This window comes from Enterobacter sp. Taxon_2 (assembly GCF_058355295.1).
This window is the reverse complement of sequence record NZ_CM178024.1, coordinates 1,939,304-1,966,072: the sequence shown is the minus strand read 5'-3', so window position 1 is coordinate 1,966,072 and position 26,769 is coordinate 1,939,304. Positions and strand designations below refer to the sequence as shown.

At 57.3% G+C, this 26,769-nt stretch carries 25 protein-coding genes and 1 pseudogene; 11 read left to right on the top strand and 15 right to left on the bottom strand.

Translation table 11 applies throughout. The features are described 5' to 3' along the window. The first annotated feature begins 141 nt into the window (after positions 1-141). The 3 genes from hxpB (at position 142) to AC4IC4_RS09250 (ending at position 3,024) form a co-directional block, all read left to right on the top strand. Positions 142-813 carry a hexitol phosphatase HxpB gene (hxpB, locus tag AC4IC4_RS09260; protein ID WP_032650939.1) on the top strand — a complete coding sequence of 224 codons (672 nt, stop codon included), beginning with the start codon at positions 142-144 and terminating at the stop codon, positions 811-813. A gap of 101 nt (positions 814-914) precedes the next feature. Further along, positions 915-1,505 (top strand): metal-dependent hydrolase, encoded by a 591-nt coding sequence (locus tag AC4IC4_RS09255; RefSeq protein WP_491472587.1) that lies wholly within the window; start codon positions 915-917, stop codon positions 1,503-1,505. A 127-nt stretch (positions 1,506-1,632) separates the two neighbouring features. Continuing rightward, entirely contained in the window at positions 1,633-3,024 is a 1,392-nt protein-coding gene (locus tag AC4IC4_RS09250) for an L-cystine transporter (RefSeq protein WP_491472586.1), read from the top strand. A gap of 48 nt (positions 3,025-3,072) precedes the next feature. On the opposite strand, the gene cedA is transcribed toward AC4IC4_RS09250, so the two are convergent. Continuing rightward, a complete protein-coding gene (gene cedA / locus AC4IC4_RS09245) occupies positions 3,073-3,312 on the bottom strand; it encodes a cell division activator CedA (protein ID WP_024909438.1) in 240 nt (79 codons plus the stop codon). 204 nt (positions 3,313-3,516) lie between these two features. Between cedA and katE the strand changes: the two genes are divergently transcribed. After that, positions 3,517-5,766, top strand: coding sequence for a catalase HPII (gene katE, locus AC4IC4_RS09240; RefSeq protein ID WP_491472585.1), 2,250 nt, complete (start codon positions 3,517-3,519; stop codon positions 5,764-5,766). Positions 5,767-5,854: 88 nt separating this feature from the next. On the opposite strand, the gene chbG is transcribed toward katE, so the two are convergent. From chbG to osmE, 7 genes and pseudogenes are all read right to left on the bottom strand, one after another. Continuing rightward, positions 5,855-6,604 carry a chitin disaccharide deacetylase gene (gene chbG, locus AC4IC4_RS09235; RefSeq protein ID WP_491472584.1) on the bottom strand — a complete coding sequence of 250 codons (750 nt, stop codon included), beginning with the start codon at positions 6,602-6,604 and terminating at the stop codon, positions 5,855-5,857. An 11-nt stretch (positions 6,605-6,615) separates the two neighbouring features. Further along, positions 6,616-7,971 (bottom strand): 6-phospho-beta-glucosidase, encoded by a 1,356-nt coding sequence (locus AC4IC4_RS09230; protein ID WP_024909441.1) that lies wholly within the window; start codon positions 7,969-7,971, stop codon positions 6,616-6,618. A gap of 109 nt (positions 7,972-8,080) precedes the next feature. Then, a pseudogene (gene chbR, locus AC4IC4_RS09225) lies at positions 8,081-8,917 on the bottom strand (transcriptional regulator ChbR); the annotation flags it as partial. 11 nt (positions 8,918-8,928) lie between these two features. Further along, positions 8,929-9,276: a PTS N,N'-diacetylchitobiose transporter subunit IIA gene (gene chbA / locus AC4IC4_RS09220; protein WP_024909443.1), complete on the bottom strand. Its 348-nt coding sequence runs from the start codon at positions 9,274-9,276 to the stop codon at positions 8,929-8,931. Between the two features lie 47 nt (positions 9,277-9,323). Next, entirely contained in the window at positions 9,324-10,682 is a 1,359-nt protein-coding gene (gene chbC / locus AC4IC4_RS09215) for a PTS N,N'-diacetylchitobiose transporter subunit IIC (RefSeq protein WP_028017210.1), read from the bottom strand. 79 nt (positions 10,683-10,761) lie between these two features. Next, positions 10,762-11,079 carry a PTS N,N'-diacetylchitobiose transporter subunit IIB gene (chbB, locus tag AC4IC4_RS09210; RefSeq protein WP_008500676.1) on the bottom strand — a complete coding sequence of 106 codons (318 nt, stop codon included), beginning with the start codon at positions 11,077-11,079 and terminating at the stop codon, positions 10,762-10,764. Between the two features lie 281 nt (positions 11,080-11,360). Next, a complete protein-coding gene (gene osmE / locus AC4IC4_RS09205) occupies positions 11,361-11,705 on the bottom strand; it encodes an osmotically-inducible lipoprotein OsmE (RefSeq protein WP_010430142.1) in 345 nt (114 codons plus the stop codon). 232 nt (positions 11,706-11,937) lie between these two features. On the opposite strand from osmE, the gene nadE reads away from it, so the two are divergent. Both nadE and cho read left to right on the top strand, forming a co-directional pair. Further along, positions 11,938-12,765: an NAD(+) synthase gene (gene nadE / locus AC4IC4_RS09200; protein ID WP_491472583.1), complete on the top strand. Its 828-nt coding sequence runs from the start codon at positions 11,938-11,940 to the stop codon at positions 12,763-12,765. Between the two features lie 180 nt (positions 12,766-12,945). Then, the gene (cho, locus tag AC4IC4_RS09195) at positions 12,946-13,824 is read left to right on the top strand and encodes an excinuclease Cho (RefSeq protein ID WP_491472582.1); all 879 of its coding nucleotides are present in this window, start codon (positions 12,946-12,948) and stop codon (positions 13,822-13,824) included. Here cho and ves read toward each other — a convergent pair. The 7 genes from ves to astC form a co-directional block, all read right to left on the bottom strand. Then, positions 13,802-14,359 (bottom strand): environmental stress-induced protein Ves, encoded by a 558-nt coding sequence (ves, locus tag AC4IC4_RS09190; RefSeq protein WP_021241069.1) that lies wholly within the window; start codon positions 14,357-14,359, stop codon positions 13,802-13,804. The two genes, cho and ves, sit on opposite strands and share 23 nt — an antisense overlap. 297 nt (positions 14,360-14,656) lie before the next feature. Further along, on the bottom strand, positions 14,657-15,151 hold the full coding sequence (gene spy, locus AC4IC4_RS09185; protein ID WP_024908549.1) for an ATP-independent periplasmic protein-refolding chaperone Spy: 495 nt from the start codon (positions 15,149-15,151) through the stop codon (positions 14,657-14,659). Positions 15,152-15,489: 338 nt separating this feature from the next. Continuing rightward, complete coding sequence (gene astE, locus AC4IC4_RS09180) at positions 15,490-16,455, bottom strand: succinylglutamate desuccinylase (RefSeq protein WP_491472581.1); 966 nt, start codon at positions 16,453-16,455, stop codon at positions 15,490-15,492. A gap of 10 nt (positions 16,456-16,465) precedes the next feature. Continuing rightward, positions 16,466-17,791 carry an N-succinylarginine dihydrolase gene (gene astB / locus AC4IC4_RS09175; RefSeq protein WP_491472580.1) on the bottom strand — a complete coding sequence of 442 codons (1,326 nt, stop codon included), beginning with the start codon at positions 17,789-17,791 and terminating at the stop codon, positions 16,466-16,468. Continuing rightward, the gene (gene astD / locus AC4IC4_RS09170; protein ID WP_491472579.1) at positions 17,778-19,265 is read right to left on the bottom strand and encodes a succinylglutamate-semialdehyde dehydrogenase; all 1,488 of its coding nucleotides are present in this window, start codon (positions 19,263-19,265) and stop codon (positions 17,778-17,780) included. The genes astB and astD overlap by 14 nt, the downstream gene beginning before the upstream one ends. Next, positions 19,262-20,296, bottom strand: coding sequence for an arginine N-succinyltransferase (gene astA / locus AC4IC4_RS09165; RefSeq protein WP_008500686.1), 1,035 nt, complete (start codon positions 20,294-20,296; stop codon positions 19,262-19,264). The genes astD and astA overlap by 4 nt, the downstream gene beginning before the upstream one ends. Next, complete coding sequence (gene astC, locus AC4IC4_RS09160; protein ID WP_024908554.1) at positions 20,293-21,513, bottom strand: succinylornithine/acetylornithine transaminase; 1,221 nt, start codon at positions 21,511-21,513, stop codon at positions 20,293-20,295. Before astC ends, astA begins: the two co-directional genes overlap by 4 nt. Before the next feature lie 433 nt (positions 21,514-21,946). Between astC and xthA the strand changes: the two genes are divergently transcribed. From xthA to AC4IC4_RS09135, 5 genes are read left to right on the top strand one after another with little or no spacing between them, the layout of a single operon-like run. Next, positions 21,947-22,753 carry an exodeoxyribonuclease III gene (xthA, locus tag AC4IC4_RS09155; protein WP_032645347.1) on the top strand — a complete coding sequence of 269 codons (807 nt, stop codon included), beginning with the start codon at positions 21,947-21,949 and terminating at the stop codon, positions 22,751-22,753. Between the two features lie 6 nt (positions 22,754-22,759). Next, entirely contained in the window at positions 22,760-23,443 is a 684-nt protein-coding gene (locus AC4IC4_RS09150) for a TVP38/TMEM64 family protein (RefSeq protein WP_090417315.1), read from the top strand. A 15-nt stretch (positions 23,444-23,458) separates the two neighbouring features. After that, the gene (locus AC4IC4_RS09145) at positions 23,459-24,619 is read left to right on the top strand and encodes an ABC transporter substrate-binding protein (RefSeq protein ID WP_491472807.1); all 1,161 of its coding nucleotides are present in this window, start codon (positions 23,459-23,461) and stop codon (positions 24,617-24,619) included. Beyond that, entirely contained in the window at positions 24,592-26,121 is a 1,530-nt protein-coding gene (locus AC4IC4_RS09140) for an ABC transporter permease family protein (protein ID WP_491472578.1), read from the top strand. Before AC4IC4_RS09145 ends, AC4IC4_RS09140 begins: the two co-directional genes overlap by 28 nt. Next, the gene (locus AC4IC4_RS09135; protein WP_491472577.1) at positions 26,121-26,741 is read left to right on the top strand and encodes an ATP-binding cassette domain-containing protein; all 621 of its coding nucleotides are present in this window, start codon (positions 26,121-26,123) and stop codon (positions 26,739-26,741) included. The genes AC4IC4_RS09140 and AC4IC4_RS09135 overlap by 1 nt, the downstream gene beginning before the upstream one ends. The last annotated feature ends 28 nt before the right edge of the window (positions 26,742-26,769 follow it).

Sequence of the window (26,769 nt, the reverse complement as noted above, 5' to 3'; positions counted from 1 at the left end):
TCTTCATAAAGACGCGTTATTTGTGCCTAAGTCTACCTGCTGGCCATCAATTTCGCCCGCTCTTTAAAAGCAATATGCTAAATTGCAGATTGTGCTTAGCACGTATCGTCTGTCGAACACCCTGGATAAGGAGACGTTGTGATGTCGACACCGCGCCAAATTCTTGCCGCAATTTTTGACATGGATGGATTACTGATCGATTCCGAACCGCTGTGGGATCGCGCCGAACTGGATGTGATGGCCAGTCTGGGCGTCGATATCAGCCGCCGTAATGAACTACCCGATACGCTGGGCCTGCGCATCGATATGGTGGTTGACCTGTGGTTTGCCCAACAGCCGTGGGTGGGTCCCGATCGCAATGAGGTGACCGCACGCATTATCAGCCGCGCCATTTCTCTGGTGGAAGAGAGCCGGCCGCTGCTGCCCGGCGTACGTGAGGCTGTCGCGCTGTGTAAAGCCCAGGGGCTGAAGGTTGGCCTGGCTTCCGCTTCACCGCTGCATATGCTGGAAAAAGTGCTCACGATGTTTGAACTGCGCGACAGTTTTGACGCGCTGGCATCCGCTGAAAAATTGCCTTACAGCAAGCCGCACCCACAGGTCTATCTGGACTGTGCCGCTAAGCTCGGCCTGGATCCCCTCAGCTGCGTTGCGCTGGAAGATTCCGTTAACGGTATGGTGGCCTCTAAAGCCGCGCGGATGCGCTCCATTGTGGTGCCTGCGGAAGAAGGCCGCCACGATCCCCGGTTTGCGCTTGCCGACGTGAAGCTACATTCACTGGCAGAACTGACGGCGCGCCACCTGCAGGGCGGTTAACGCCCTCCTTCGGTTTGTGACAAACAGTTACACCGTCACCTCTTCCGCCTACTGTATAAAAACCCTATACTGTATGAATTGACAGTTTCGTGGGTTTTATCATGACGGCGGAAGGCCACCTGCTTTTTTCTATTGCGTGCGCAGTATTTGCCAAAAACGCTGAACTTACCCCCATGCTGGCACAGGGGGACTGGTGGCATATTGTCCCTTCCGCCGTATTGACCTGTCTGCTGCCCGACATCGACCACCCTAAATCCTTCCTCGGACAGCGTCTGAAATGGGTGTCGAAACCCATCGCCCGCGCGTTCGGCCACCGGGGGTTTACGCACAGCCTGCTGGCCGTGTTTGGCCTGCTGACGCTGTTCTATTTAAAAGTGCCTGAAAGCTGGATAGTCCCCGCCGATGCCATCCAGGGGATGGTGCTGGGCTATTTAAGCCATATTCTGGCCGATATGCTGACGCCTGCGGGCGTGCCGCTGCTATGGCCCTGCCGCTGGCGTTTCCGTTTTCCCATCCTCGCACCGCAGAAAGGTAACCAGCTTGAGCGGGTATTGTGCATGGCGCTGTTTGCTTACGCCGTCTGGATGCCGCAAACCTTGCCCGAAAACAGTGCAGTCCGCTGGTCTTCCCAGATGATTAATTCGCTGCAATTTCAGTTCAATCGCTTTATTCATCACCAGATTGAACAGTAAACCGACAAAATTATCCCATTTGTCATAACCCATTCCATTTGGATATAAGCGCTACATCACACTTCTGCTAACCTTCCGCCAACAGGATCGGTAAAAACCGACCCAATAATAAATCAGGAGAACGGGGATGAATTTTCCACTCATCGCGAACGTCGTTGCGTTCGTTATATTGCTATTGCTTCTCGCGCAGGCGCGCCACAAACAGTGGAGCCTGGCGAAAAAGGTGCTGGTTGGTCTGGCCATGGGTGTCGTATTTGGTCTGGCATTACAGGCAATTTATGGCTCCGATAATCCAGTTCTGAAAGATTCCATTCAGTGGTTCAACATTGTCGGTAACGGCTACGTCCAGCTGCTGCAGATGATCGTTATGCCGCTGGTGTTCGCCTCTATTCTGAGCGCCGTGGCCCGCCTGCATAACGCCACTCAGCTAGGAAAAATCAGTTTCCTGACCATTGGTACGCTGTTGTTCACCACGCTGATTGCCGCGCTGGTGGGTGTGCTGGTCACCAACTTGTTTGGCCTGACCGCAGAAGGTCTGGTTCAGGGTACCGCTGAAACGGCACGTCTTACCGCAATTCAGACCAACTATGTGGGTAAAGTAGCTGACCTGACCGTGCCGCAGATGGTGCTCTCCTTCATTCCGAAGAACCCGTTTGCTGACCTGACCGGTGCGAGCCCAACCTCGATCATCAGCGTGGTTATTTTCGCTGCGTTCCTGGGCGTCGCGGCGCTGAAGCTGCTGAAAGACGACGCGCCAAAAGGCGAACGTGTGCTGATCGCGATTGACACCCTGCAAAGCTGGGTGATGAAGCTGGTTCGTCTGGTTATGCAGCTCACCCCTTACGGTGTGCTGGCGCTGATGACCAAAGTGGTTGCCGGCTCTAACCTGCAGGACATCATTAAGCTGGGCAGCTTCGTTGTCGCCTCGTATCTCGGCCTGGGCATTATGTTCGTGGTGCACGGCATCCTGCTGGGCGTGAACGGCGTCAGCCCGCTGAAATACTTCCGTAAAGTCTGGCCGGTACTGACCTTTGCCTTCACCAGCCGTTCCAGCGCCGCGTCTATTCCGCTGAACGTTGAAGCGCAAACCCGTCGTCTGGGCGTGCCTGAATCCATCGCCAGCTTCTCTGCCTCCTTTGGTGCCACCATTGGTCAGAACGGCTGTGCGGGTCTGTACCCGGCGATGCTGGCCGTGATGGTCGCGCCGACGGTGGGTATCAACCCGCTGGATCCGGTATGGATCGCCACGCTGGTCGGGATTGTTACCGTAAGCTCCGCAGGCGTTGCGGGTGTTGGCGGTGGCGCAACCTTCGCCGCGCTGATTGTGCTGCCTGCGCTGGGTCTGCCCGTAACGCTGGTCGCCCTGCTGATCTCCGTTGAGCCGCTGATCGACATGGGTCGTACCGCGCTGAACGTGAGCGGCTCCATGACCGCCGGTACGCTGACCAGCCAGTGGCTGAAGCAGACCGACAAAGCGATTCTGGAAAGTGAAGACGACGCCGAGCTGGCGCACCGTTAATCACGGTAGAAATAAAAAAACCGCCATCAGGCGGTTTTTTTATGGCTGTTATTCTTCAACCTCTTCATCCTGGCGGATCTGCATCGCCCACCGCTGTGCGGACTCCGGCACCGTAAACGTGGGAGAGCGACGGAAATGTTCGCCGATCAGCACAAAGGCCACGTATTTCCCCCGCAGCAGCCAGACATCACGAAAGCCCTCCACTTTCAGGGCATGGTCAGGCGGCGCGGGCTCAACGCGGGGCACATAGCTAATAACCTGGCGGTTTTGTTGACGAAGAGGTTTCATAAGCGACGGATTCACTAAAGCAAAATTCTTGAAGCAGGAAAATTCTATGATAGCCGATCCTGCTGCCTTCCGTCGCGCTCCGAGTGGGTGAGATGGCTCCTTTCGCTAATCACGGCATGTGAAAACTCTTAGTTCGCGAACCATGTCGTGACATTGTTCTATCCTTAATAGGGTTTTTAGCAATGGATAAAGGAGAAGCGTGCAATGTCGAACAAAGATAAAACACATCAATCACCGATTCATGGCACTGAAGAATCTCAACCGGGTATGGACTCTCTCGCCCCTGCAGACGGCTCTCACCGCCCCTCCCCTGGCCCCTCCGCACCGGGCGAACAGCCTACCGCACCGGGAAGCATGAAATCGCCGGACACGGGAAACGAGAAGCTGAAATCTCTTGAGCCACACCGTAAAGGCGGCGAAGGTTTTGCGCTCACCACCAATCAGGGCGTGCGTATTGCTGACGATCAGAACTCCCTTCGCGCAGGCGTGCGCGGCCCAACTCTGCTGGAAGACTTTATCCTGCGGGAAAAAATCACCCATTTTGACCACGAGCGGATACCAGAACGCATCGTCCACGCGCGCGGTTCCGCGGCGCACGGCTACTTTCAGCCCTACAAGAGCCTGAAAGCGATCACCAAAGCGGATTTCCTCTCCGACCCGGATAAAATTACCCCGGTGTTTGTGCGTTTCTCCACCGTGCAGGGCGGCGCGGGGTCGGCAGATACCGTCCGGGATATCCGCGGCTTTGCCACCAAGTTTTATACCGAAGAGGGTATTTTCGATCTGGTGGGCAACAACACCCCGGTGTTTTTCATTCAGGACGCGCATAAATTTCCTGACTTTGTCCATGCGGTAAAACCGGAGCCCCACTGGGCCATACCGCAGGGACAAAGTGCGCACGACACCTTCTGGGACTATGTCTCCCTGCAGCCTGAAACCTTACACAACGTGATGTGGGCGATGTCAGACCGCGGCATTCCGCGCAGCTATCGCACCATGGAGGGGTTTGGCATCCATACCTTCCGTCTGATCAACGCCGAGGGGAAAGCCACGTTTGTCCGCTTCCACTGGAAGCCTGTCGCGGGTAAAGCCTCGCTGGTATGGGACGAGGCGCAAAAGCTGACGGGACGCGATCCGGACTTCCATCGCCGCGAGCTGTGGGAATCCATTGAAGCGGGCGACTTCCCGGAATACGAACTGGGCCTGCAGCTCATACCGGAAGAGGACGAATTTAAGTTCGATTTCGACCTTCTGGACCCGACGAAGCTGATCCCGGAAGAGCTGGTGCCGGTGCAGCTGGTGGGTAAAATGGTGCTCAACCGCAACCCGGATAATTTCTTTGCCGAAAACGAGCAGGCCGCGTTCCACCCGGGGCATATCGTGCCGGGGCTGGACTTCACCAACGATCCGCTCCTGCAGGGACGCCTGTTCTCCTATACCGATACGCAGATTAGCCGACTCGGCGGGCCGAACTTCCACGAAATTCCGATTAACCGCCCAACCTGCCCGTATCACAACTTCCAGCGCGACGGGATGCACCGTCAGGATATTGATACCAACCCGGCAAACTATGAGCCGAACTCCATTAACGATAACTGGCCGCGTGAAACGCCTCCCGGCCCGAAACGCGGTGGATTCGAATCGTATCAGGAGCGTATCGATGGCAATAAAATTCGCGAGCGCAGCCCCTCGTTCGGTGAGTATTACGCCCACCCTCGCCTGTTCTGGAACAGCCAGACGCCGATTGAGCAACAGCACATCATCGGCGGCTTCAGCTTTGAGCTGAGTAAAGTGGTGCGCACCTACATTCGCGAGCGCGTGGTCGATCAGCTGGCGCATATTGATATTCAGCTTGCCCAGAGCGTCGCGGATAACCTGGGCATTACACTGACCGACGAGCAGCGCAACCTTGCTCCGCCGAAAGAGGTTAACGGCGTGAAGAAAGATCCGTCGCTGAGCCTGTATGCCGTGCCGGGCGGCTCGATTAAAGGCCGCGTGGTCGCCATTCTGCTGAATGACAAAACCCGCGCCAGCGACGTGCTGGGGATTATGCAGGCGCTGAAGACTCAGGGCGTGCATGCCAAACTGCTCTATTCCCGCATGGGTGAAGTGACGGCTGACGATGGCTCAGTGCTGCCGGTGGCCGCAACCTTTGCCGGGGCGCCATCGCTGACCGTCGATGCGGTGATTGTGCCGTGCGGGGATATTGCCAGCCTGCTGACCAACGGGGACGCCGTCTATTATCTGCTGGAAGCCTATAAGCACCTGAAACCGATCGCGCTGTCCGGCGACGCGCGACAATTTAAAGCGCAGCTGAAGGTGACCGATCAGGGTGAAGACGGCATTGTCGAGGGAGATAACGTTGACGATGCCTTTATGACGAAGCTGTTTGATTTGCTCGCCGCGCACCGCGTCTGGTCGCGCAGCAGCAAGATCGATCAGATTCCGGCGTAAGAAAAGCCGGGTGGCGCTTGCGCTTACCCGGCCTACATTCGATTGGTTTTGTAGGCCCGGTAAGGCGAAGCCGCCACCGGGCTTTATCTCAAAGATCCCCAAACGTCCCCAACCGATACCCGCGCTCGGCAATCGCATACTTCAGCGACGCCGACGTCAGCACGTCCAGCTCCGCCAGGCGCGGCCAGCAGTAGGCGCTTTTCCGCACGGTGTTATCGACAAAAGCCGGATGCGCCATCACTTCTACCGACTTTTCCCCCCGCGCGGCGGAATCGTCCAGCACCTTCAGGAACAGCACTTCGTCGATCTCGTCGCCGTAAAATGCGCTGCTGAACCCCTCAGTGGTTGTCACGTCGCAGTCGGGCACGCCGCGCGCCTCCCTATCCACGCGCATCGCCACGCCTTTGCGCTGGGCAAACCCGGCGACAATCGGGAAAATCGCCGGGATCATATGCACGTGGTGATGGCTGTCGATATGCGTCGGCGCCTGACCAAACACATCAACGAAGCGGTTGAACTGACAGTCCAGCTCGCGGGCAATCTCTTCGAGCGGCAGAGCATCCTGCTCCGCCAGTTCCCAAATCCACTTTCCAAGCTGTCCGTCGCGCGTCAGGCCCGGCATTGGCGAAAGCGGCATCCCGAGCGTCAGCACAAAATGCATGCCGACGCCCAGCGCCGGCACCTCGCGGCTCAGCTGCGCCGCGTGTTCAACCGCCTCACCATTCACCAGTGCCGTGGTAGAGGTCACAACCCCCCGGCGACAGGCTTCAATAATGCCGTAGTTCTGGCCTTTCGAGAGACCAAAGTCATCAGCATTAACGATCAGCAGGTTTTCCATTGTGCGTCCTCTTAGTGGTGTTTGAACTTCAGCTTCTCGATCGTGGCGGCAAAATTCGGCAACCATTTTTCATGTGCCAGGATCATCTCGCTGGCCAGCTGCTCCGCATCGCGGTCTGAATGCACCAGCGGGCTGAGGTTCAGCGCCAGCAGAACATCATTGAGCTCGCCGCTCAGCGCCGCGTTGCTTGCCGCCACTTCAAAGCCCTTAATGGTGTGGATCAGGCCCATGACCTTATCATCGAAGTGGGTAATGCGTGGATGCGGTTTAGCGCCCTCGCGCCCCAGGATGCAGGTCATCTCGACGGCCCAGTCCGCCGGGATATTGTCGATATGACCGTGATGCGGCACGTTGACATAGTGTTCCGCCTGCTTGTCGTTGTAGATGGCGTTGATCACTTCACACGCCGCATCGGAGTAGTAGGCCCCGCCGCGCTGCTCCAGTTCTTTCGGTTTGACGTTCAGGTTCGGGTCTTTATACAAATCGAACAGCTGCTTCTCGACCTTCTGAACGATCTGCGCGCGCGCGCCGCCCTTATAGTACTCGCCCATTTCGATGGCCAGCATCTCTTTCTGCTTGAAGTAGTAAAGCAGGTACGAGCACGGGAGCAGGTTCAGCGAGCGGATCAGCCCTTCGCTGAACGGCAGGTCAAAGATGTTTTTCACGGATGCCGCCGTCAGGCGACCGGAAGCCACGCCGTCGAGGAGCTCGGCAAAGCGCGATTTTCCGTTCACGATGACATCTTTAATAAACACCATGTGGTTCAGGCCGAACAGATCGATGGAGAGATCGTCGCTGTCGGTCAGCGCCAGCACGTCGCGGATAAACATCTTCATGCCGATCGGAATGTTGCAGACGCCGATAAAACGTTTGAAGCCGGTATGACGATAGACCGCTTCAGTGACCATCCCGGCCGGGTTGGTGAAGTTAATCACCCACGCGTTCGGGCAGATCTCCTGCACGTCTTTGACGATGTCGAAAATGACCGGGATGGTACGCAGACCTTTAAACAGGCCGCCAGCGCCGTTGGTCTCCTGCCCCAGATAGCCGTGGCTCAGCGGAATACGCTCGTCCAGCTCGCGCGCCTTCAGCTGGCCAACGCGCAGCTGGGTGGTGACGAAATCCGCATCTTTCAGCGCCAGACGACGGTCCAGGGTTTTATGCACGGTCAAAGGCACGCCCGCTTTTTCCACCATGCGCTTGCACAGGTCGAAAATAATATTCAGCTTCTCCTGACCTTCCTCAACGTCCACCAGCCATAATTCGCTGACCGGTAATTCATGATAACGTTTCAGGAAACCTTCAAGTAGTTCCGGGGTATAGCTGCTGCCGCCACCAATGGTTACGACTTTTAATTTCTTCTGCATAATATCTCCCTTAGCGTATCAGGTTAATCGCCTGCAAGGTATAGCGTACTCTTCCCGCTATTTGGGCAAGCCATTAAAGCAATATTTGTGGCGGGTAATCCGCCGAAAGTTAATTCATTACCGTTAAATTCTTCCGGTAACTGTTCGGTGTGAATGACGTCAATTTTTTAAAGGTCTTAATAAACAGGCTGGGACTGCTGTATCCTGACTCGTACGCAATATCGGTGACAGAATAGTTGGTAATTTCCAGCTGTTTTTTGGCAAAGTTAATGCGGATTTCATTAATAATTTGCACGGGCGTTTTACGATAATAGCGCTGCGTTGCACGGGTCAGATATTCCTGGGATTTGCCCGACAGCGACACCATATTTTCCAGCGCATTTTCGCTGAACTGGCCTTTATCGTGCATCAGCTCAACGGTGCCGCGCAGCCATTGCGGAATATCATCCGTCACCTGCTGCTCTTCACGATGATGGCGCAGCCGGTTCATCACATAGAATGTCACCGTTTCAATAAACTCATCAAATTCATTGTCGCGGAAGTTAAGCGAAGCGATAACCGTCTCAATCCAGGTCATGAACTCGTTTTTGACCCGATAGACCTGGGAGGCAACGAAGCAGAACGGCACCAGCGGCAGATAGTGCTTCTCGAAGAAACGTCTGCTGACGCCCACGTTCAGAATGCGGGTGGCACCAAATTCGTAAAAGCTCTGGTGATAAGACCCCATCGGCAGGAAGACAAAATCCCCTCGCTCAAGCAGGACGCGCTTACCGTTGATCTCCTGGTAGTAGCGACCGGTCAGAACAATCGTGAACTCGTAGTAGTCATGCTGGTGCAGACCACTGGCGCTCTCCGTTTTGTTGTAGATAACCACATGAAAATTTTTGCCATTAAACAGCTGCTGTTCAAGTGCGGTTTTAATTTCCATCGTGCTGACCTCCTGCTGCTCAGTCTGACTTACTGCATCTTCTCGTGAAGCTCAATGAGCTCCGCCACCAGCTCACGCGCCAGCATCGAGGTCATCAGGTGATCCTGCGCGTGGACCAGCACCAGGCTGACCTTCATCTTCCCTTCGCCCTGATCGCTTTCAATCAGCTTTGTCTGCACCAGGTGCGCTTCATTCAGCGCCGTGCGGGACTGTTCCATCATGGTTTTCGCGGCGGCGAAATCCCCCTGCTTAGCCTGCTTCAGTGCGGCATAGGCCAGGCTGCGGGCCTGTCCGGAGTTGATGATAAGCCCCATCACCACTTCTTCAAGATCGTTCTCGGCGGCTTCGTCTGCGACAATACTATCCAAATCTAACATGTTTAAGCTCCTTGTGGCTGGCGCAGGCTTCCCCGCGCCGGTCAATCTTAGAATTTCAGTGAGAGGGCAATATCCTCTTCGCTCTCTTCTTCATCAATGATGGTGGCGGCTTTGTTGGCAATCGCCACGAATGGCATGTACAGCAGGGTGGCAATCCCGAGGTTGAATATCGCCAGCAGGAAGGCTGCGACGCTGCCGTTGGTGTTGAAGAAGGCGCCCAGACCTGCTGGCATGGTCCACGGTGCAATGTTGGTAATCGGTGGAATGATGCCCATGTAATACGCCGTCAGGGTGATAGCGGCCAGCAGCGGCTGAATCAGGATGAACGGAATGAACATTACCGGGTTCATGATGATTGGCAGACCGAACAGAATCGGTTCGTTAATCTGGAAGATGCCTGATGGCAGCGCCAGCTTCGCGACCTGACGGTAATCAGCACGACGAGAGACAATAAAGACCGCGATGATCAGACCCAAGGTCGCCCCGGTACCGCCCAGGAAGATATAGGAGTCAAGCATCGGCTTCGCCCACACATGGAAGGTTTTACCGGCTGCCAGCGCCGCGTCAACGGAGCCGTACTGCTGGTAAAGCGCAACGTTTTCCAGTGCCCAGGGGGTCATAATCCCGCTGTCCAGCGCGGCCAGTGCCAGTGAACCATGCACGCCAAAGAACCACAGCAGAGAGGTGAAAATCACATACGCCCAACCGACCACGCCACCCATCGACGCCAGCGGCGTAGAGATAGAGTCCATGATGATCTGGTGGAAGTTTGTGCCCCAGTGGGAGAGCGCCCAGGCGATAATCCCCATGATAGAGAGAATAATGAAGCCCGGAATCAACGCGGAAAATGAACGGGAAACGGAAGCCGGTACGCTATCCGGCAGGCGGATAACCCAGTTGCGACGGATAATAAAGGTGAACATTTCTGCCACCACCAGGCCGATAACAATACCGGAGATAATGTTGGCCCCACCCAGCCAGTTGGCACCGACGGCATAGGCTTCACCCACGCTGTAAGGCGTGACGGTCATAAAGGCAGCAACGGATAATAACCCGGCGGCCAGCGGATCGACTTTACGCTCTTCTGCCAGTGCCATCCCAATAAAGAAAGGCGCCATCAGCGACATAATCCCCAACGTACCGTTATAGACGTTGCCGCCGATGGCTTTAAAACCATTAAGGGTTTCAATAGTGGAAGCGTCTAACCTAATTCCTAATGAATAAAAGAAGGAACCTTCACCAAAGCTCAGAAAAACGTTGTTAATTAAAACGAACATGGCCCCGGCCAGCGTCAACGGCATTAATTTAATAAAACCGTTTTTGATGGCGTTAACGTGAGGCTGCTTTCCTATTTTAACAGCAAAAGGAAGGAGTACCTTTTCAAGTGAAGCGATGACTTTACTCATAGGAAAATACCCTTAAATGCCGTAACGCATGTTACGGCGTATTGTGTGTGAAATAACTCTTTGACGGGAAAAATAAAAATTAATTAGCAGCTTTTTTAATTGCTGCCACAGCAGCTTTAAGAACACCTAAACCATCAATCTTGCCGTACAGCCCCGAGTCGATCACTTCGACCGGTTTATTCGGTAACAGTCGTTGAATTTCGGGCAACATATAGGCAATTTGCGGCCCCAGTAAAACGACATCGGCTGTCTGGCCTTTTTCGCCCGCCAGCGTCTCTGGAAACGCTTCAATCACCACAGGGACTTCATACTTTTCAGCCTGCGCACGCATCTTTGACACCAGAAGCGAGGTTGACATGCCCGCTGAGCAGAACAGGTAGATATGTTTCTTTTCCATCGTGTTTTCCCTCTTGTATGACTACCTGCCATCGCGCTATCACTCGACTCGCTGTCCCGGCAGACAGGTAGCTTGCGTACTGTTGTTTATCGTTGGAGTGAGTATACGCAATGGTACAGACAGGGGATAATTCTGGATAGACTCAAATTGTCTCTCATTGACCTGGCTTGTTGACTCCCTTCACATTTCGGGCAAATAATTCGCGCAAAGAAATAAGATTTACGTATGCATAAAAAAACCGGCCCCTGGGCCGGTTTGTTAACATCCTCAGGCAAGGAGGGTTACTGCGCCTTAGGTGCCTGCGGATCGGTGTCGTATTCAGCACAGGTCTGATAGCCGGAGTTGATCACATGACCGGTATCATCCAGCGCGACAAAGTAGGTTTCTGCCTTACCATCACGTTGACCCAGGATATAGGTCTGGCAGGTCCCTTTCGCATGAATCATGGTTACTTCAGAAGAAGGTTTGCCGGCAATCGCGGCCACCTGCGAACGGGTCATCCCTTTTTTAACGTCTTTTACTACGGGCTGCGTAAACTGATCCTTGGTGCGATCGTAAGCCGTACACCCTGCCAGCATAGTCAGTACCGCCGCTGCGCTAAGAATTCCTGCTACGTTCTTGTTCATATTCCGTCCTCTTGTTTATCAGCGTGTTATATAAGCATGGGATAAAAAGTACTATTGTTCAACTTTGTGAGTTACGCCAGACGAATTTCGGAAAATTCTAATAAAACAACGATAACCTGCTAAATCGGCGCAAATTAGCGCACTCGAAACTGTGATCCTTGTCGTTTCTCGCCCAAAGGGTTAGTTTTAACAGCTAACACAATCTGTTTATGTACTGCATATGGAGGGCGTGATGGCTCTGCAACAAGAGATTATTCAGGCACTGGGCGCGAAGCCCACGGTAGATGCACATGAAGAGATCCGCCGCAGCGTGGATTTTTTAAAATCGTACTTAAAAAAGAACGCTTTCCTGAAATCCCTGGTGCTGGGCATCAGTGGCGGCCAGGACTCTACCCTGACCGGTAAACTCTGCCAGATGGCAATTTCAGAGCTTCGCGAAGAGACGGGCGATGAGACGCTGCAGTTTATCGCGGTGCGTCTTCCTTATGGCGTGCAGGCGGACGAGCAGGATTGCCAGGATGCCATTACCTTCATTCAGCCTGACCGCGTGCTGACCGTGAATATTAAGGGCTCGGTGCTGGCAAGCGAGCAGGCGCTTCGCGAAGCGGGCATTGAGCTGAGCGATTTTGTTCGCGGCAACGAAAAAGCCCGCGAGCGCATGAAAGCGCAGTACAGCATCGCCGGGATGACCAAAGGCGTCGTCGTCGGCACCGACCATGCGGCAGAAGCGATCACCGGTTTCTTCACCAAATACGGCGACGGCGGCACCGACATTAACCCTATCTTCCGTCTGAACAAGCGTCAGGGTAAGCAACTGCTGGCCGCGCTGGGCTGTCCTGAGCATCTGTATAAGAAAGCGCCGACAGCGGACCTTGAAGACGATCGCCCTTCCCTGCCGGATGAAGCGGCCCTTGGCGTCACCTACGACAACATTGATGATTATCTGGAAGGCAAAAAGCTGGATGAAGGTACCGCGAAAATCATCGTAGGCTGGTATCTGAAAACCGAGCACAAGCGTCGCCCACCGATTACGGTGTTTGACGACTTCTGGAAGAAATAAAAGCAAAACGGTAACCCCAGGTTACCGTTTTTAGTGTTTGCGCCCTCTCCCGTGGGAGAGGGTTGGGGTGAGGGCATCAGGCCGCACGTCATGGCCGGGTAGGTGTCGCCGCCACCCGGCTCTTTTTTAACCACCACACTCCTGCTACACTGTATACCTGAACAGTATATGGAGCAGTATGTGAGCAGGCGTCAATCCGCCCCGCGTCTTGAGTTTGAAGCGGCGGCTATCTACGAATATCCCGAGCACCTTCGCCCCTGGCTTGAGGCACTGCCTAAACAGCCGGGCGTGTACATCTTTCACGGCGAAAGCGACACTCTCCCGCTCTACATCGGCAAGAGCGTTAACATCCGCAGTCGGGTATTATCCCATCTTCGTACGCCGGACGAAGCCGCCATGCTGCGCCAGTCGCGACGCATTACCTGGTTCCAGACGGCCGGAGAAATGGGCGCGCTGTTGCTGGAGGCGCGGTTGATAAAAGAACAGCAGCCGCTGTTCAACAAGCGCCTGCGCCGCAACCGTCAGCTCTGCTCCCTGCAGATCAGCGAGGGCAAGCCGCAGGTCGTCTACGCGCGCGACGTTGATTTTTCTCATGCCCCGAATCTCTACGGGCTGTTCGCCAATAAACGAGCCGCACTTCAGGCGCTGCAGACGCTCGCGGACGAGCTCCAGCTTTGCTACAGCCTTTTAGGTCTGGAGGCAACCACCCGCGGACGCGCCTGTTTTCGATCCGCGCTGAAGCGCTGCGCCGGTGCCTGCTGCGGGAAAGAAAGCGTTGAGGCGCACCAGGCCCGCCTCCTCAGCGGTCTGGCAGCCATCAACGTGAACTGCTGGCCCTGGGAAAGCGCCGTTGCGCTCAAAGAGGTGGGCGAGACAATGACCCAGTATCACATCGTCAATAACTGGCTCTGGCTGGGCGCTGTCGACAACATCAACGACGCGGCAACCCTGCTGCGCACGCCCGCCGGATTTGACCACGATGGCTACAAAATTCTCTGTAAACCTGTCCTGGCCGGTAAGTTTGAGATCATTGAACTCAATGGCCTGGCAGCCATGTGATTTCGCTGAACAATAAGGTACCCTGAGCCTCCAGCAGACGCAGCGTATGGGTACCCTCCTCCCAGCTGGCGCCCTGATCGGCCGTCAGCAACTTATCGCCCAGCTGCCACGCCCCGCTTAACACAAACACCACGCCCCCGCGTGTGCCAAAGGTGGTAAAGGTACGGTCAGCCACGCGCACCTTCGCCCGGCAGCAGTCGCGGCGGGTCATGATGTTGAAGTCCATCGCCATCCGCCCATCGGACAGCAGCGCTTTCACCGGCAGGTCGCCGGCAAAGCTATAGGGCTGATGGTGCTTCAGGGTATGGAAGAACGCCTGACCGGCATCCAGGGTCACCTCCCCGCCTTCCAGCAAAGTAATCACCCGATCGACGCCGGGAAACGAGGAGAATTCGCCGTTGCTGGCGATAGTCGCGATACTGGCACGCCAGTGAAAATCCCTCGTCGCGGGAGGGAAGCAGCAAATCTCACGCGTTTCGCCAGCACCATTGCGCCAGAGGCTGACCGGCATCTTACGGATATCAAAGAACTCCATCACCACTCCTGAATGGCACAACCCGTGCCAGGGCAAGGATATTGCTATCGTTGCTGTCTTGATTGTTATCGTTGGGTATTCACAGAAACAGTATCGGCAGCAGAACGGGCAGGCCTTAGCGCAACGTTAATAAAAATGCTAACGCCATGACTCTACAAACATTCCCTGAAGCGACTACAGGAGGATACCGCGCTGGCGGCGGCAGGCAAGAGGGCAGGAAAGAAAAACCGCCGGTCCTGTCCACAGCGATTGCGCTTTTGTGGACAGGATCCCGGCGGTCTTAAGAGTGTGAACCGATTATTCGGTTGGTGCTGGCATTTTACCTTCCATCGCCGGACGTTCTGTCAGACGCTTCTCAAAATTCGCATTAAATTGTTTTTTCTGTTCCGGGGTCAGAATGTTGTAGATCTTGTTCTGAGTTTCCATGTGAGCCAGCATGCGGGCTTTGTGCTGCGCGGCCATTTTGTCAATCTGCGCTTCGGCTTTCGCCTTGTCGAAGCTGTCGCTGGCGATGATGTCATGCATCGCACGACGCTCTTCAAGCGGAGGACGTTTCATCTGGTCGCGTTCACCTTTTCTGATGTCGCGGATCTGCTGCTTCTGCGCATCCGTCAGGTTGAGATCCTTAAACATCATCATCTCGTTGTGCATACCCGGACCTTTATGATGCATCATCATTTTGCCTTCAGCAGGCGCGGCAGTGGTGGTGGTCGCAGTATCTGCGGCGAACGCCATGCTGGTAGCGCCCAGAGCCAGGGTAGAAGCAACAAACAGTGCAGTAAACTTACGCATAATTTATTTCCTTTCTTTCAGTTATTCTTCGGCGCTATGCCGTGTTGACGAGATTAACTTTACGAGGTTTATCGTCAATTAGTCAGAGCAACGGTAAAACAATGAAAGTGTAAAAAACAAATTTTCGCCAAATGTGGAGGAAATAAGGATAAAGCGTGGAGAGTTGCAACAAAAAATATTCAATGCGATGATTTTAAAGCGATTTAGAAGAATTATAACGGAGTGAAGGTGAATAATAAAGCAATTCACCAGGAATATTCTGCAAAACAAGCGCAAGCGCTTTAATCGTTAAGAAAAGTTTTTTACTTCCCCCTCCCGAATGATGAGAGGGGAAAGGTTCAGGATATTTTTTCCAGCATCAGCCCGGCCCGCAGGCCAAACGCGACGGTGGGGTTAGGGAATAAAACATACTCGGTGGTTTTCTGCACCTCGTAACGCTCCTCGCCATCCTCGGCCAGCAGCGCCCCTTTGCGAAACGGGGTGAAGTTCAGAGTATGCGCGGCCATATGCAGCAGGAAGGCATCGCTGCGGCGTGTGATCTGCTGTACGACCCGGTACCGCTCAACGGGCTGATGCGCGTGCTCGGGAGCCTTTCCTCCCAGCAGCGCCCGCAGGGCGAGATGCGTAGGCGCAAAGCGGGTGAGATCGTTCTGGCCAAACGGCAGCGCTTTCCCCAGCTCCAGCGTACAGGACAACGCACCAAAGTTCTCACTGGTGAAGTGCGTAAAGGTTCCGCCCGGCGACTGGTGAAATACCAGCGCCTCCAGCCCGGCGTCTCCCAGCCAGCTCAGGAAATCTTCCTCCCACGGCTGATTGCGCTGCGGCAGCACGCCGAAGCGAACATGGTAAGACGCGCGGATTGCCGTATGCAGATCCAGATGCCAGCGCACGGGCCCCGCAGCGGCAAAAAACGCGGTCACGACGCTCTCCAGCCACGCTGCCCGCGCCGTTTCATCGCTCTGCGGAAACTGCGACCAGCGCCCGCCGAACATGCGGTTAATGTCGCTGACCAAATACCGTTTGTTTTGCGCCAGCGCAGGGGGATTGCCGAGCACCACCAGCACGCGGCACGTCAGGGCGATCTCACCGCGATACAGCGCGTGCAGCAGCAGATCGACAATCTCAACGGGTGCCGTTTCATTCCCGTGAATGCCCGTTGAAAGCAGCAGCGAGAGATCGCTTTTTGCGGTCGGCGTCAGCTCAAGCACCCCGCGCCCCAGCCACCGCCAGCGAAATGAGGGGCCGTCCCCCTCTTTCTGTTCCGGCGTCTCATCGGCCAGGGTCAGCGCCAGTAAATTTTCCATATCCACTCCTTTAGCGCTGGAACGGGTAAACCGATCCCAGCTGCAGGATTGTCGATAACGCGTCCAGCGCCTCGCGTCCTTCACGCAGAAGCTGCGGGTCAACCAGATCCGCCTGCGTTAGCCGATCGCGATAGTAGCGATCGACCCAGTCATTCAGACGGGTAAAGAGCGTATCGTTCATCATGACCGCCGGGTTAACCGCCTGCATTTCGTCCTGGGTCAAGACCACGCGCAGACGTAAACAGGCTGGGCCACCGCCGTTAGCCATGCTTTCGCGCAGATCAAAAACGCGCAGTTCGTCAATCGGGTTATCGGCCTTCACCAGCTCAGTCAGGTAGCGCCACACGCCCTGATGATCCCGGGACTCCTGCGGCAGGACCAGCATCATGCTGCCGTCATCGCGGCTCAGCAGCTGGCTATTGAACAGATACGTTTCGACCGCGTCCTGCACGCTCACCGCCTCCGTTGGCACCTGAATTGCCGTGAAGCCGCGCACGCGCTCATGCAGCGTGGCGAGCAGCTTTTCCTGATGGGCAAACGCCTGCTCGTGGCAGAACAGCACCTGGCGGTTGGAAACGGCAATCACGTCGTTGTGGAACACGCCCTGGTCGATCACATGCGGGTTCTGCTGGGCAAAAATCACCTGGGAAGGATTGACCTGGTTCAGGCGGGCAACGGCCTGGCTGGCCGCCAGCGTCTGACGCGCAGGATAGCGGGTTGGCGCAGCGTGGCCCCCCTCTTCTCGTCCGTAGATAAACAGCTGCATGCCCGGGTCGCCATAATCGCCCCCCAGGCGGTTATGGTTGGCCGCGCCTTCGTCGCCAAACATCGCCACCTGCGGCAGGGCCTGATGCACCGCGAAATGGGCGTCATGGTTGAAAATGGCGCGCAGCACGCGCTCGGTGGTTTCCGCTTCGGTGGCGCGGTGGAATTTATTGTTCAGGTTCGCCACCGTCAGATGAACTTTGCCATCCAGCGTATCGGCTGACGGCGCGACGGTCGCGGCGTTGGCCACCCACATAGAGGAGGCCGAACTTGCCGCCGAGAGCAGGTGCGGCGTCTGCGTACCCGCTTTTTCAACCACCTGCTCATCGGTGCCGCTAAAGCCGAGCTGACGCAGCACCGCCACGTTCGGACGCTCCTGCGGCGGGATCACCGCCTGCGGGAAACCGGCATCCGCCAGCGCCTTCATTTTTAGCAGCCCCTGCTTCGCCGCCAGCTTCGGGTTCGAGACCTGAAAGCGGTGCTTCGTCGAGGCTTCATTACCAAAAGAGAGCCCGGCATAGTGGTGCGTCAGCCCCACCAGCCCGTCAAAGTTAACTTCACGCGCTTTCATGACGGTCCCCTCCGGTAAAGTCCAGCCCCGGATTCAGCGTCTCCGGCAGCGTCAGCGCCGGGGTTTCCAGGCTCGCCATCGGCCACGCACAGTAATCAGCGGCATACCACGCGCTGGCGCGATGGTTGCCCGACGCGCCCACGCCGCCGAACGGCGCGGTGCTCGCGGCCCCGGTCAGCGGTTTATTCCAGTTCACAATCCCGGCGCGTGCTTCCAGCAGCAGTTGTTCAAACTTCTCGCGATGCGGCGAAATCAGCCCGCTCGACAGGCCGTAGCGGGTGTTATTCGCCATCGCAATGGCCGCATCGAAGTCGTCATAGCGCCAGACGCACAGCAGCGGGCCAAAGACCTCTTCATCCGGCACGTTGCTCGCGCCGCTCATCTCAACGATGCCCGGCGTCAGCAGCGAGGTACCCGGCTGAACCTGCTTCGGCTCGAGCAGGGTTTTCGCGCCGCGCGCAACGTGGTCCTGCCAGGCCTTCAGCACGTTCAGCGCGGCCTGTTCGGAAATCAGCCCGCCGATAAACGGCTGCGGATCGGCATTCCACGCGGCAGGCACCAGACGCGCGCTCACTTCTACCAGACGCTTCAGGAAGGCATCCCCCTGCGCGCCCCGCTTCACCAGCAGGCGGCGGGCGCAGGTGCAGCGCTGTCCGGCGGTAATAAAGGCGGACTGAATCGTCAGGTGCACCGCGGCGTCGATATCATCCGGGTCTTCCACAATCAGCGGGTTGTTGCCGCCCATCTCCAGCGCCAGAATTTTTTCCGGCTGCCCCGCCAGCTGGCGGTGCAGCTGATAGCCCGTCCCGGCGCTGCCGGTAAACAGCAGGCCGTCGATATCGTTCAGCGCGCTCAGCGCCTGGCCGGTTTCACGTCCGCCCTGCACGAGGTTCAGCACGCCCGGCGGCAGGCCGGCCTGTTCCCACAGCTTAACCACCGCCTCGCCGATTAATGGCGTGAGCTCGCTCGGTTTGAAAATAACGGTATTGCCCGCCAGCAGCGCGGGAACAATGTGGCCATTCGGCAGATGCCCCGGGAAGTTGTACGGACCAAACACCGCCAGCACGCCGTGCGGACGGTGGCGCAGCGTGGCCGCGCCGTCCGGCATGTCGGTATGCTGTTCGCCGGTACGGGTATGGTACGCCTTGACCGAAATGGCGATTTTATTGATCATCGCCGTCACTTCGGTTGCCGCTTCCCAGCGTGGTTTACTGGTTTCAGACGCGATGATGCGCGTCAGTTCAGCCTTGTTTGCCTCCAGCAGCCCGGCAAACTTTTCAACAATTGCCTGGCGCACGGCGAAAGGCTGTTTTGCCCACGCCGGAAACGCACGGCGAGCGGCATGGCAGGCCTGTTCTACCTGCGCGGCGCTGGCGTCATGCCCCTTCCAGAGCACCTCTTTTCCAACCGGATTGGTCTTTACGCGCTGTTCGCCTTCGCCCGTGACCCAGTCACCGTTAATCCATAATGTCATGCTGTTTTCTCCTCAGGGCAGAGACGCACCAGGCGAACCTTATCGCCGGCGTTACATTTCAGGGCATCGAGCTCAGCAGCCGTCAGCACCAGACGTTCACATTTCGGGTTGGTTCGCACCAGCATGGCGCGGAAGTTGGCGTAATTTTCGTTCGCCACCAGGCATGCAGGCCAGTCGCCCGGCGCGGGCTGGCCTTCAGAGACCTCAACCAGCCGGCTTTTACGGATTGCGCGCACGCGGTCGATATCGCACTCAAGCGTAGGCCCGCCGTCAAAGATGTCGACATAGTTGCGGTAGCGGAAGCCTTCTTTCTCCAGCACCGCGCGGGCGGGGGCGGTTTGCGGATGCACTTCGCCGATCACCGCCTGCGCTTCCGGGCTGAGGAAATGGGTATAGATAGGATGCTTCGGCATCAGCTCGGCAATAAAAGCTTTCTGGCCGGTACCGCACAGGTAGTCCGCCCGGCTGAACTCCATCGAGAAGAAGCGCTCGCCCAGGCTCTCCCAGAACGGCGAGTAGCCGGTGTCGTCGATCACGCCGCGCATCTCTGCGACCACTTTTTCGTTAAAGCGATCGCGGAAGGCGGCCATAAACATAAAGCGCGATTTGGAGAGCAGATAGCCGTTGCCCTCTTTGCGCCACGCCGGGTCGAGGAACAGCGTGCACAGCTCGCTGGCCCCCGTGTGGTCATTGCAGAGAAACAGCGTGGGCAGCGCGTTATAGACGTTCAGCTCTTTCGAGGCGTGAACCATGGTGCCGACGCGGTAGTTGTACCACGGGTCGTTAAGCCCGACGGCCACTTCAATGGCGCAGATCCCTGCCACGGTTCCCGTGTCGGTGTCTTCCAGCACGAACACGTACCCCTGCTCGCTTTTTGGCAACGTCCCCTGCCAGGTTTGCAGGGCGCGCTCGATGCGCGCCGACAGCGTTTTTTCATCGGCAGGAAGCGAGGTCAGCCCGCCTCCCGTCTTACCGGCAAGCTGCATGAGCCCGGCGAGATCGCCACGCTCAACGGGACGGATGACCATCATGATGACACCCCGGATTTCACTTTTTCACACGCCTGCGCAAAACGGTCCAGACCGGTTTGCACCTCTTCCTCGCTGACGATCAGCGCAGGCGCAAAACGCACCACGTTGGCACCGGCAATCAGCACCATCACGCCCACTTTTGCCGCTTCCTGTGAAATAAGTTTAGCTTTCCCGGCAAACTCAGCGGTGAGTTCGCAGCCGATTAACAGCCCCAGACCGCGAATTTCTTTAAACAGCCCCGTTTTGCTGTTGATGGCATTCAGACGCTCGACAAACCAGTCGTGACGCTGCTTAACGCCTTTCAGCACCTCAGGGGTGTTAATGATATCGAGAACCTGTCCGGCAACGGCGGTAGCCAGCGGGTTGCCGCCGTAGGTGGTGCCGTGGGTGCCCACGGTCATTACGCTGGCGAATTTATCGGTGGTCAGCATCGCCCCAATCGGGAAGCCGCCGCCCAGCGCTTTGGCGGTCGAAAGCACGTCCGGCGTCACGCCGTAGTGCATATAGGCATACAGCTCGCCGGTGCGGCCCACGCCGGTCTGCACTTCGTCGAAAATCAGGACCGCATCGTGACGATCGCACAGCTCGCGCAGCCCCTGCAGGAAGGCTTTTTGCGCCGGAAGCACGCCGCCTTCGCCCTGCATCGGCTCGACGATCACCGCGCAGGTGGTATCGTTAATCAGCTCGCTGGCGGACTGCAGATCGTTATAGATGCCGTGGCGAATATCCGGCGGCAGCGGTGCGAAATCCTGCGAGTAGGAAGGCTGACCACCCGCGCTGACGGTAAAGAGCGTGCGCCCGTGGAAGGCATTTTTAAACGCCACGATGCCGCTCTTGTGGGTACCAAATTTATCGTGCGCATATTTGCGCGCCAGCTTCAGCGCCGCCTCGTTGGCTTCCGCCCCCGAGTTACAGAAAAAGACTTTTTCGGCGAACGTCGCGTCGATCAGTTTTTTGGCCAGGCGCAGCGCAGGCTCGTTGGTAAAGCCGTTGCCGGTATGCCAGAACTTCGCCGCCTGGTCGTTCAGCGCCTGACGCAGCGCCGGGTGCGCATGACCCAGCGCGTTGACCGCAATCCCACCTGCAAAGTCGATGTACTCTTTACCCTGCTGATCCCACAGGCGCGAGCCTTCCCCACGAACCGGAATAAAAGCCGCCGGAGCGTAAACCGGCATCATCCATTCATCGAAATTTTCACGCGTAATTGACAGAGACATAGCGACCTCATCCGGTAAATAAAAGGTTATTTGAATGTTAAATAATTGAGTGTTTGCACTGTGAATGTAGATTGCAGCCTTCGTGCCAGCCAGCGATTAAAATGCATAAACGGGTTGAGGGGACAGAATATCAATAAGTTACAATATGGAGTTATTCACTGTTCGTGCATAAAAAGTGAATATTTTTACGACAAGCGGCGCTTTGCCGCATGAAAATCAGAAAGAGTATGCACAGGCCAAATATAATTCTGGAATTGTGATCGCTCGCGAAATTTATCGGTCATTTACGCCCTGTTTGGGGGCGAAGCGCGTCAGAATGGTGCAAATATTGCACCACCGGCATTATCTGTCGCAGTTATTGGTCGAACCCGGTAACAGTTGACGCAAATTCTGCTACCATCCATGCACTATTCACCTTGCACTGGCAGCGACTATGAAATTTGTCTCTTTTAATATCAACGGCCTGCGTGCCCGTCCTCATCAGCTTGAAGCTATCGTTGAGCAACATCAGCCAGATGTGATCGGCCTGCAGGAGACAAAGGTTCACGACGACATGTTCCCCCTCGAAGAGGTGGCGAAACTCGGCTACAACGTCTTCTATCACGGTCAGAAAGGACACTATGGGGTCGCGCTGCTCACCAAAGCACCGCCGGTTTCCGTGCGTCGCGGCTTCCCTGGCGACGGTGAAGAAGCGCAGCGTCGCATCATCATGGCGGAAGTGCCTTCTGCGCTCGGGAATATCACGGTTATTAACGGGTATTTCCCGCAGGGTGAAAGCCGTGACCATGAAACCAAATTCCCGGCCAAAGCGAAGTTTTATCAGGATCTGCAGGACTTCCTGACAACCGAACTCAAAAAAGAGAATCCGGTGCTGATCATGGGCGACATGAACATTAGCCCGACGGATCTCGATATCGGTATTGGCGAAGAGAACCGCAAACGCTGGCTGCGTACCGGCAAATGCTCCTTCCTGCCGGAAGAGCGTGAGTGGATGGAGCGCCTGCTGGGCTGGGGCCTGGTGGATACCTTCCGCAATGCCAACCCGGAAACGCAGGATCGCTTCTCCTGGTTTGACTACCGCTCAAAAGGCTTTGACGACAACCGTGGCCTGCGTATAGACCTGCTGCTGGCCAGTTCGCCGCTGGCCGAACGCTGCATCGAAACCGGGATCGACTACGATATCCGCAGCATGGAAAAACCGTCCGACCACGCGCCGGTATGGGCTAAATTCAAGCTGTAATGACGCGTGAACATTCGAAAAATCGCTTTCCTGTGCGCCCTTCTGGGCGCATTTATTCTGACGTTTGTCATGCTTCCCCCGGGAACCCTCTCCCTGGAAGGGATTAAAACTCACCAGCAGGCGTTACTTTCCCATGTCGACCACGCGCCGCTGCGCAGCGCGCTGATCTTTTTTGCGCTCTATGTCGCGGTCTCCGCCCTGTCGATACCCGGCGCGGCGATCCTCACCCTGCTGGGCGGGGCGTTATTTCCCCTGTGGGAAGGCACCGCGCTGGTCTCGTTTGCCTCCACGCTCGGGGCCACGCTGGCCATGCTCGCCAGTCGTTATCTGCTGCGCGACGGGGTCCAGCGGCGGTTTGCTCAGCAGATGAAAACGGTGAACGCCGGTATGTCGCATGACGGCGCGGGCTATCTTTTTGCCCTGCGCCTGATGCCGCTGTTCCCGTTTTTTCTGGTGAATTTGCTGATGGGGCTGACCCGGATTGGCGTATTTCGCTACTGGTGGGTCAGCCAGGTCGCCATGCTGCCCGCGACGGTTGTCTTTCTGAACGCCGGGCGCGAGCTGGGAAAAGTGACCTCGCTGCGCGATATTTTGTCGCCGGGCATGATATTCGCCTTTACACTACTGGGGTTATTACCGCTGGTCACCCGCCGGCTGTTTTCCCGTTATCTCCCGTCTGCTAAAAAGTGAGGCATTATGCGCCGTGTGCGTTTTTGCGCGTTTCTGACCGGTCTGCTGCTGGCAGCCCCTCTCTCTGCCGCCGAAAGCTGGCACGCTATCCAACAACAGGCCAAAGACCAGACCGTCTGGTTTAACGCCTGGGGCGGCGATCCGGCGGTCAACCGCTACCTTGAGTGGGTCAGCGGTGAGATGCAAACGCACTATGCCATTACCCTCAAAATCGTCCCGCTGGCGGATGCCGCCGACGCGGTAAAACGTATTCAGACCGAAGCCGCCGCGGGGCGTAAGGCCAACGGCTCGGTCGACCTGCTGTGGGTCAACGGCGAAAACTTCCGCATGTTAAAAGAAGCGAACCTGCTACAAACCGGATGGGCGCAGACGCTGCCAAACTGGCGCTATGTCGATACCCGCAAGCCCGTTACGGAGGATTTTGCAATTCCCACAGACGGCGCGGAATCCCCGTGGGGCGGTGCGCAGCTGACCTTTATCGCCCGCAAAGCCAGCATGCCGACGCCGCCGGAGGATCCTCAGGCGCTGCTGGCTTACGCGCAGCAGCACCCGGGCAAGGTCAGCTATCCTCGCCCGCCCGATTTTACCGGCACGGCATTTCTTGAGCAGTTGCTTCTGACCCTCACCGATCGTCCTGAGGCGTTACAAAAAGCACCCGATGAAACGTTTGACCACGTTACCGCGCCGCTCTGGGCCTACCTCGATAAGCTGCACCCGCTGCTGTGGCGCGAAGGCAAAGACTTCCCCCCTTCACCTGCACGGATGGATGCCCTGCTTGCCCGCGGCAGTCTGAACCTGTCGCTGACATTTAACCCGGCCCATGTGCAGCAGAAAGTGGCGAGCAGCGAACTGCCCGCCGACAGCTACAGCTTTGGTTTCCAGAGCGGGATGCTCGGCAACGTCCATTTTGTGGCGATTCCGGCCAATGCCAGCGCGAGCGCGGGGGCGAAAGTGGTCGCTAATTTCCTGCTGTCACCGCGGGCGCAAATCCGCAAGGCCGACCCGGCCATATGGGGAGACCCAAGCGTACTGGATGCGAAAACACTGCCCGAAGGCGAAGCCAAACAGCTGCTCGCCCACATGCCGCAGGGGCTGCCGAAGGTGCTTGCAGAGCCGCAGTCCGCCTGGGTGAACGCGCTGGAGCAGGAATGGCTGCGTCGTTACGGCACCCGCTGAGCGGGCTTGTCTGGCTGGCGATGGCGGTGATTTATCTGCCGGTCCTGCCCGCTGGCGCCATGCTGCTTGCCCCGGCGTTTTCGGTGACAAACTGGCAGCGGCTGCTGAACGATCCGCAGCTACCTCAGGCGACCGTCGCCACGCTGGTCTCAACGCTCATCGCCACGCTGGGGGCGTTGCTGATTGCCCTTTTCCTCGTCAGCCTTCTGTGGCCCGGTAAGCGCTGGCGACGTCTTACGACCCGCCTGCCGTGGCTACTGGCGATCCCCCATGTGGCGTTCGCCACCGGCGCGTTACTGCTGTTTGCCGAGGGCGGTCTGTATTATCAGATCTGCACCGTCTGTTCTCCGCCGTTTGACCGCTACGGCGTCGGTCTGGGCCTGACGCTCGCGGTCAAAGAGAGTGCGTTTGTCCTGTGGGCCATTTACGCCGTCCTGCCGGAAAAACGGCTCGCACTGCAGAAGACCGTCCTGCAAACCTTTGGCTATGGGCGTTTTCAGACGCTCAGCTGGCTGATCCTTCCGGCGATTGCGCCCGTTCTCGGCGCGGTGATGCTGGCGGTGCTGGCGTGGTCGCTGTCGGTCGTGGACGTGGCGATCGTGCTCGGGCCCGGCAACCCGCCTACCCTGGCCGTGCTGGCCTGGCAGTGGCTGAGCCAGGGCGACGCCCAGCAGCAGGCAAAAGGGACGCTGCTGTGCCTGCTTCTCCTCGTGCTGCTGGCCGCGCTTGCCGCCCTGGGATACGGCCTCTGGAAGGCATGGGTTCGCACGTTTGCGGATTTCACCGGAACGCGTCCCCGGTCTCAGCTCGCCCTGCTTGAGCGGGCACTGAGCGGGTTCCTGCCCGCGTGCGGCGTGCTGTGCGCCGCGGTGCTGCTGATGCTGGCGCAACGGGAAGACGTTGGCCCGGTGGGGACCAGCCTGTCATTCGGTCTGCTTTCAGCCCTGATAGCCCTGGTCGTCGGCTTACTCTGGCTGGAATGGGGTCCGCAGCGCGGCGCGCTGTGGGTATGGTTACCGCTCGCCCTTCCGGCCCTCCCGCTCGTCACCGGCCAGTATGCGATTGCATTGCATCTGGGCGTCGACGGGCACTACGCCGCCGTGCTCTGGAGCCACCTCCTGTGGGTATTGCCGTGGACGCTGCTGGTGCTGCAACCCGCCTGGCGCAGGATCGATCCCCGTCTGCTCCTCACCGCCAGAACCCTCGGCTGGCGACGGGCCAAAGTCTTCTGCCTGGTGAAATGCCCCCTGCTGGTGCGCCCTGCGCTGCTGGCCTTTGCCACCGGTTTTTCCGTCAGCATGGCACAATACATGCCGACACTCTGGCTTGGCGCGGGGCGTTTCGCCACGCTGACCACCGAAACCGTCGCGCTCAGCAGCGGAGGCAGCATCCCGATTCTCGCTAACCGGGCGCTGGGATTACTGCTGGTCACGGGCACGGTGTTTGGTCTTGCCGCCCTGTTATCCCGGCTCGCGGGCCGCTACCGTCAAGGATTACGATAATGCTGAAGGTAAAAGATCTCACCATCGAACCGCTTTTCCGCGAGGTCAGTTTTTGCGTGCCCCGCGGGGAGATCGTCACCCTGATGGGGCCGTCCGGCAGCGGAAAATCGACCCTATTTGCGTGGATGGTCGGCGCGCTGTCAGACGATTTCCAGGCACGGGGCGAACTGTGGCTCGACGCGCGTCGCTGCGACGGACTTTCCGTGGAGTCCCGCGGGCTGGGTATTCTCTTTCAGGACGCGCTGCTGTTCGACCCGTTCAGCGTCGGGCAAAATTTGCTGCTGGCGCTGCCTGAACGGCTCGCCGGGCGCGCGCGTCGGGAAGTGGTCGAACAGGCGCTGGATTCCGCCGGGCTGAGCGGTCATTACGCCAGCGATCCGGCCACTCTTTCCGGCGGGGAGCGCGCCCGGGTCAGCCTGCTGCGGGCCCTACTCGCGGAGCCGCAGGCGCTGCTGCTGGACGAACCGTTCAGCCGCCTCGATAAAGCGTTGCGGGCCTCATTTCGGGCATGGGTGTTTGACGCCGTCCGCGCGCGCAATATTCCGGTGGTGCTGGTCACGCACGATGAAGACGATATTCCGCCCGGCGGCGAGCTGATTGAGATTTCTCGCTGGCAATAATGTGCTAACGCAATGTTTTCCGATTCGG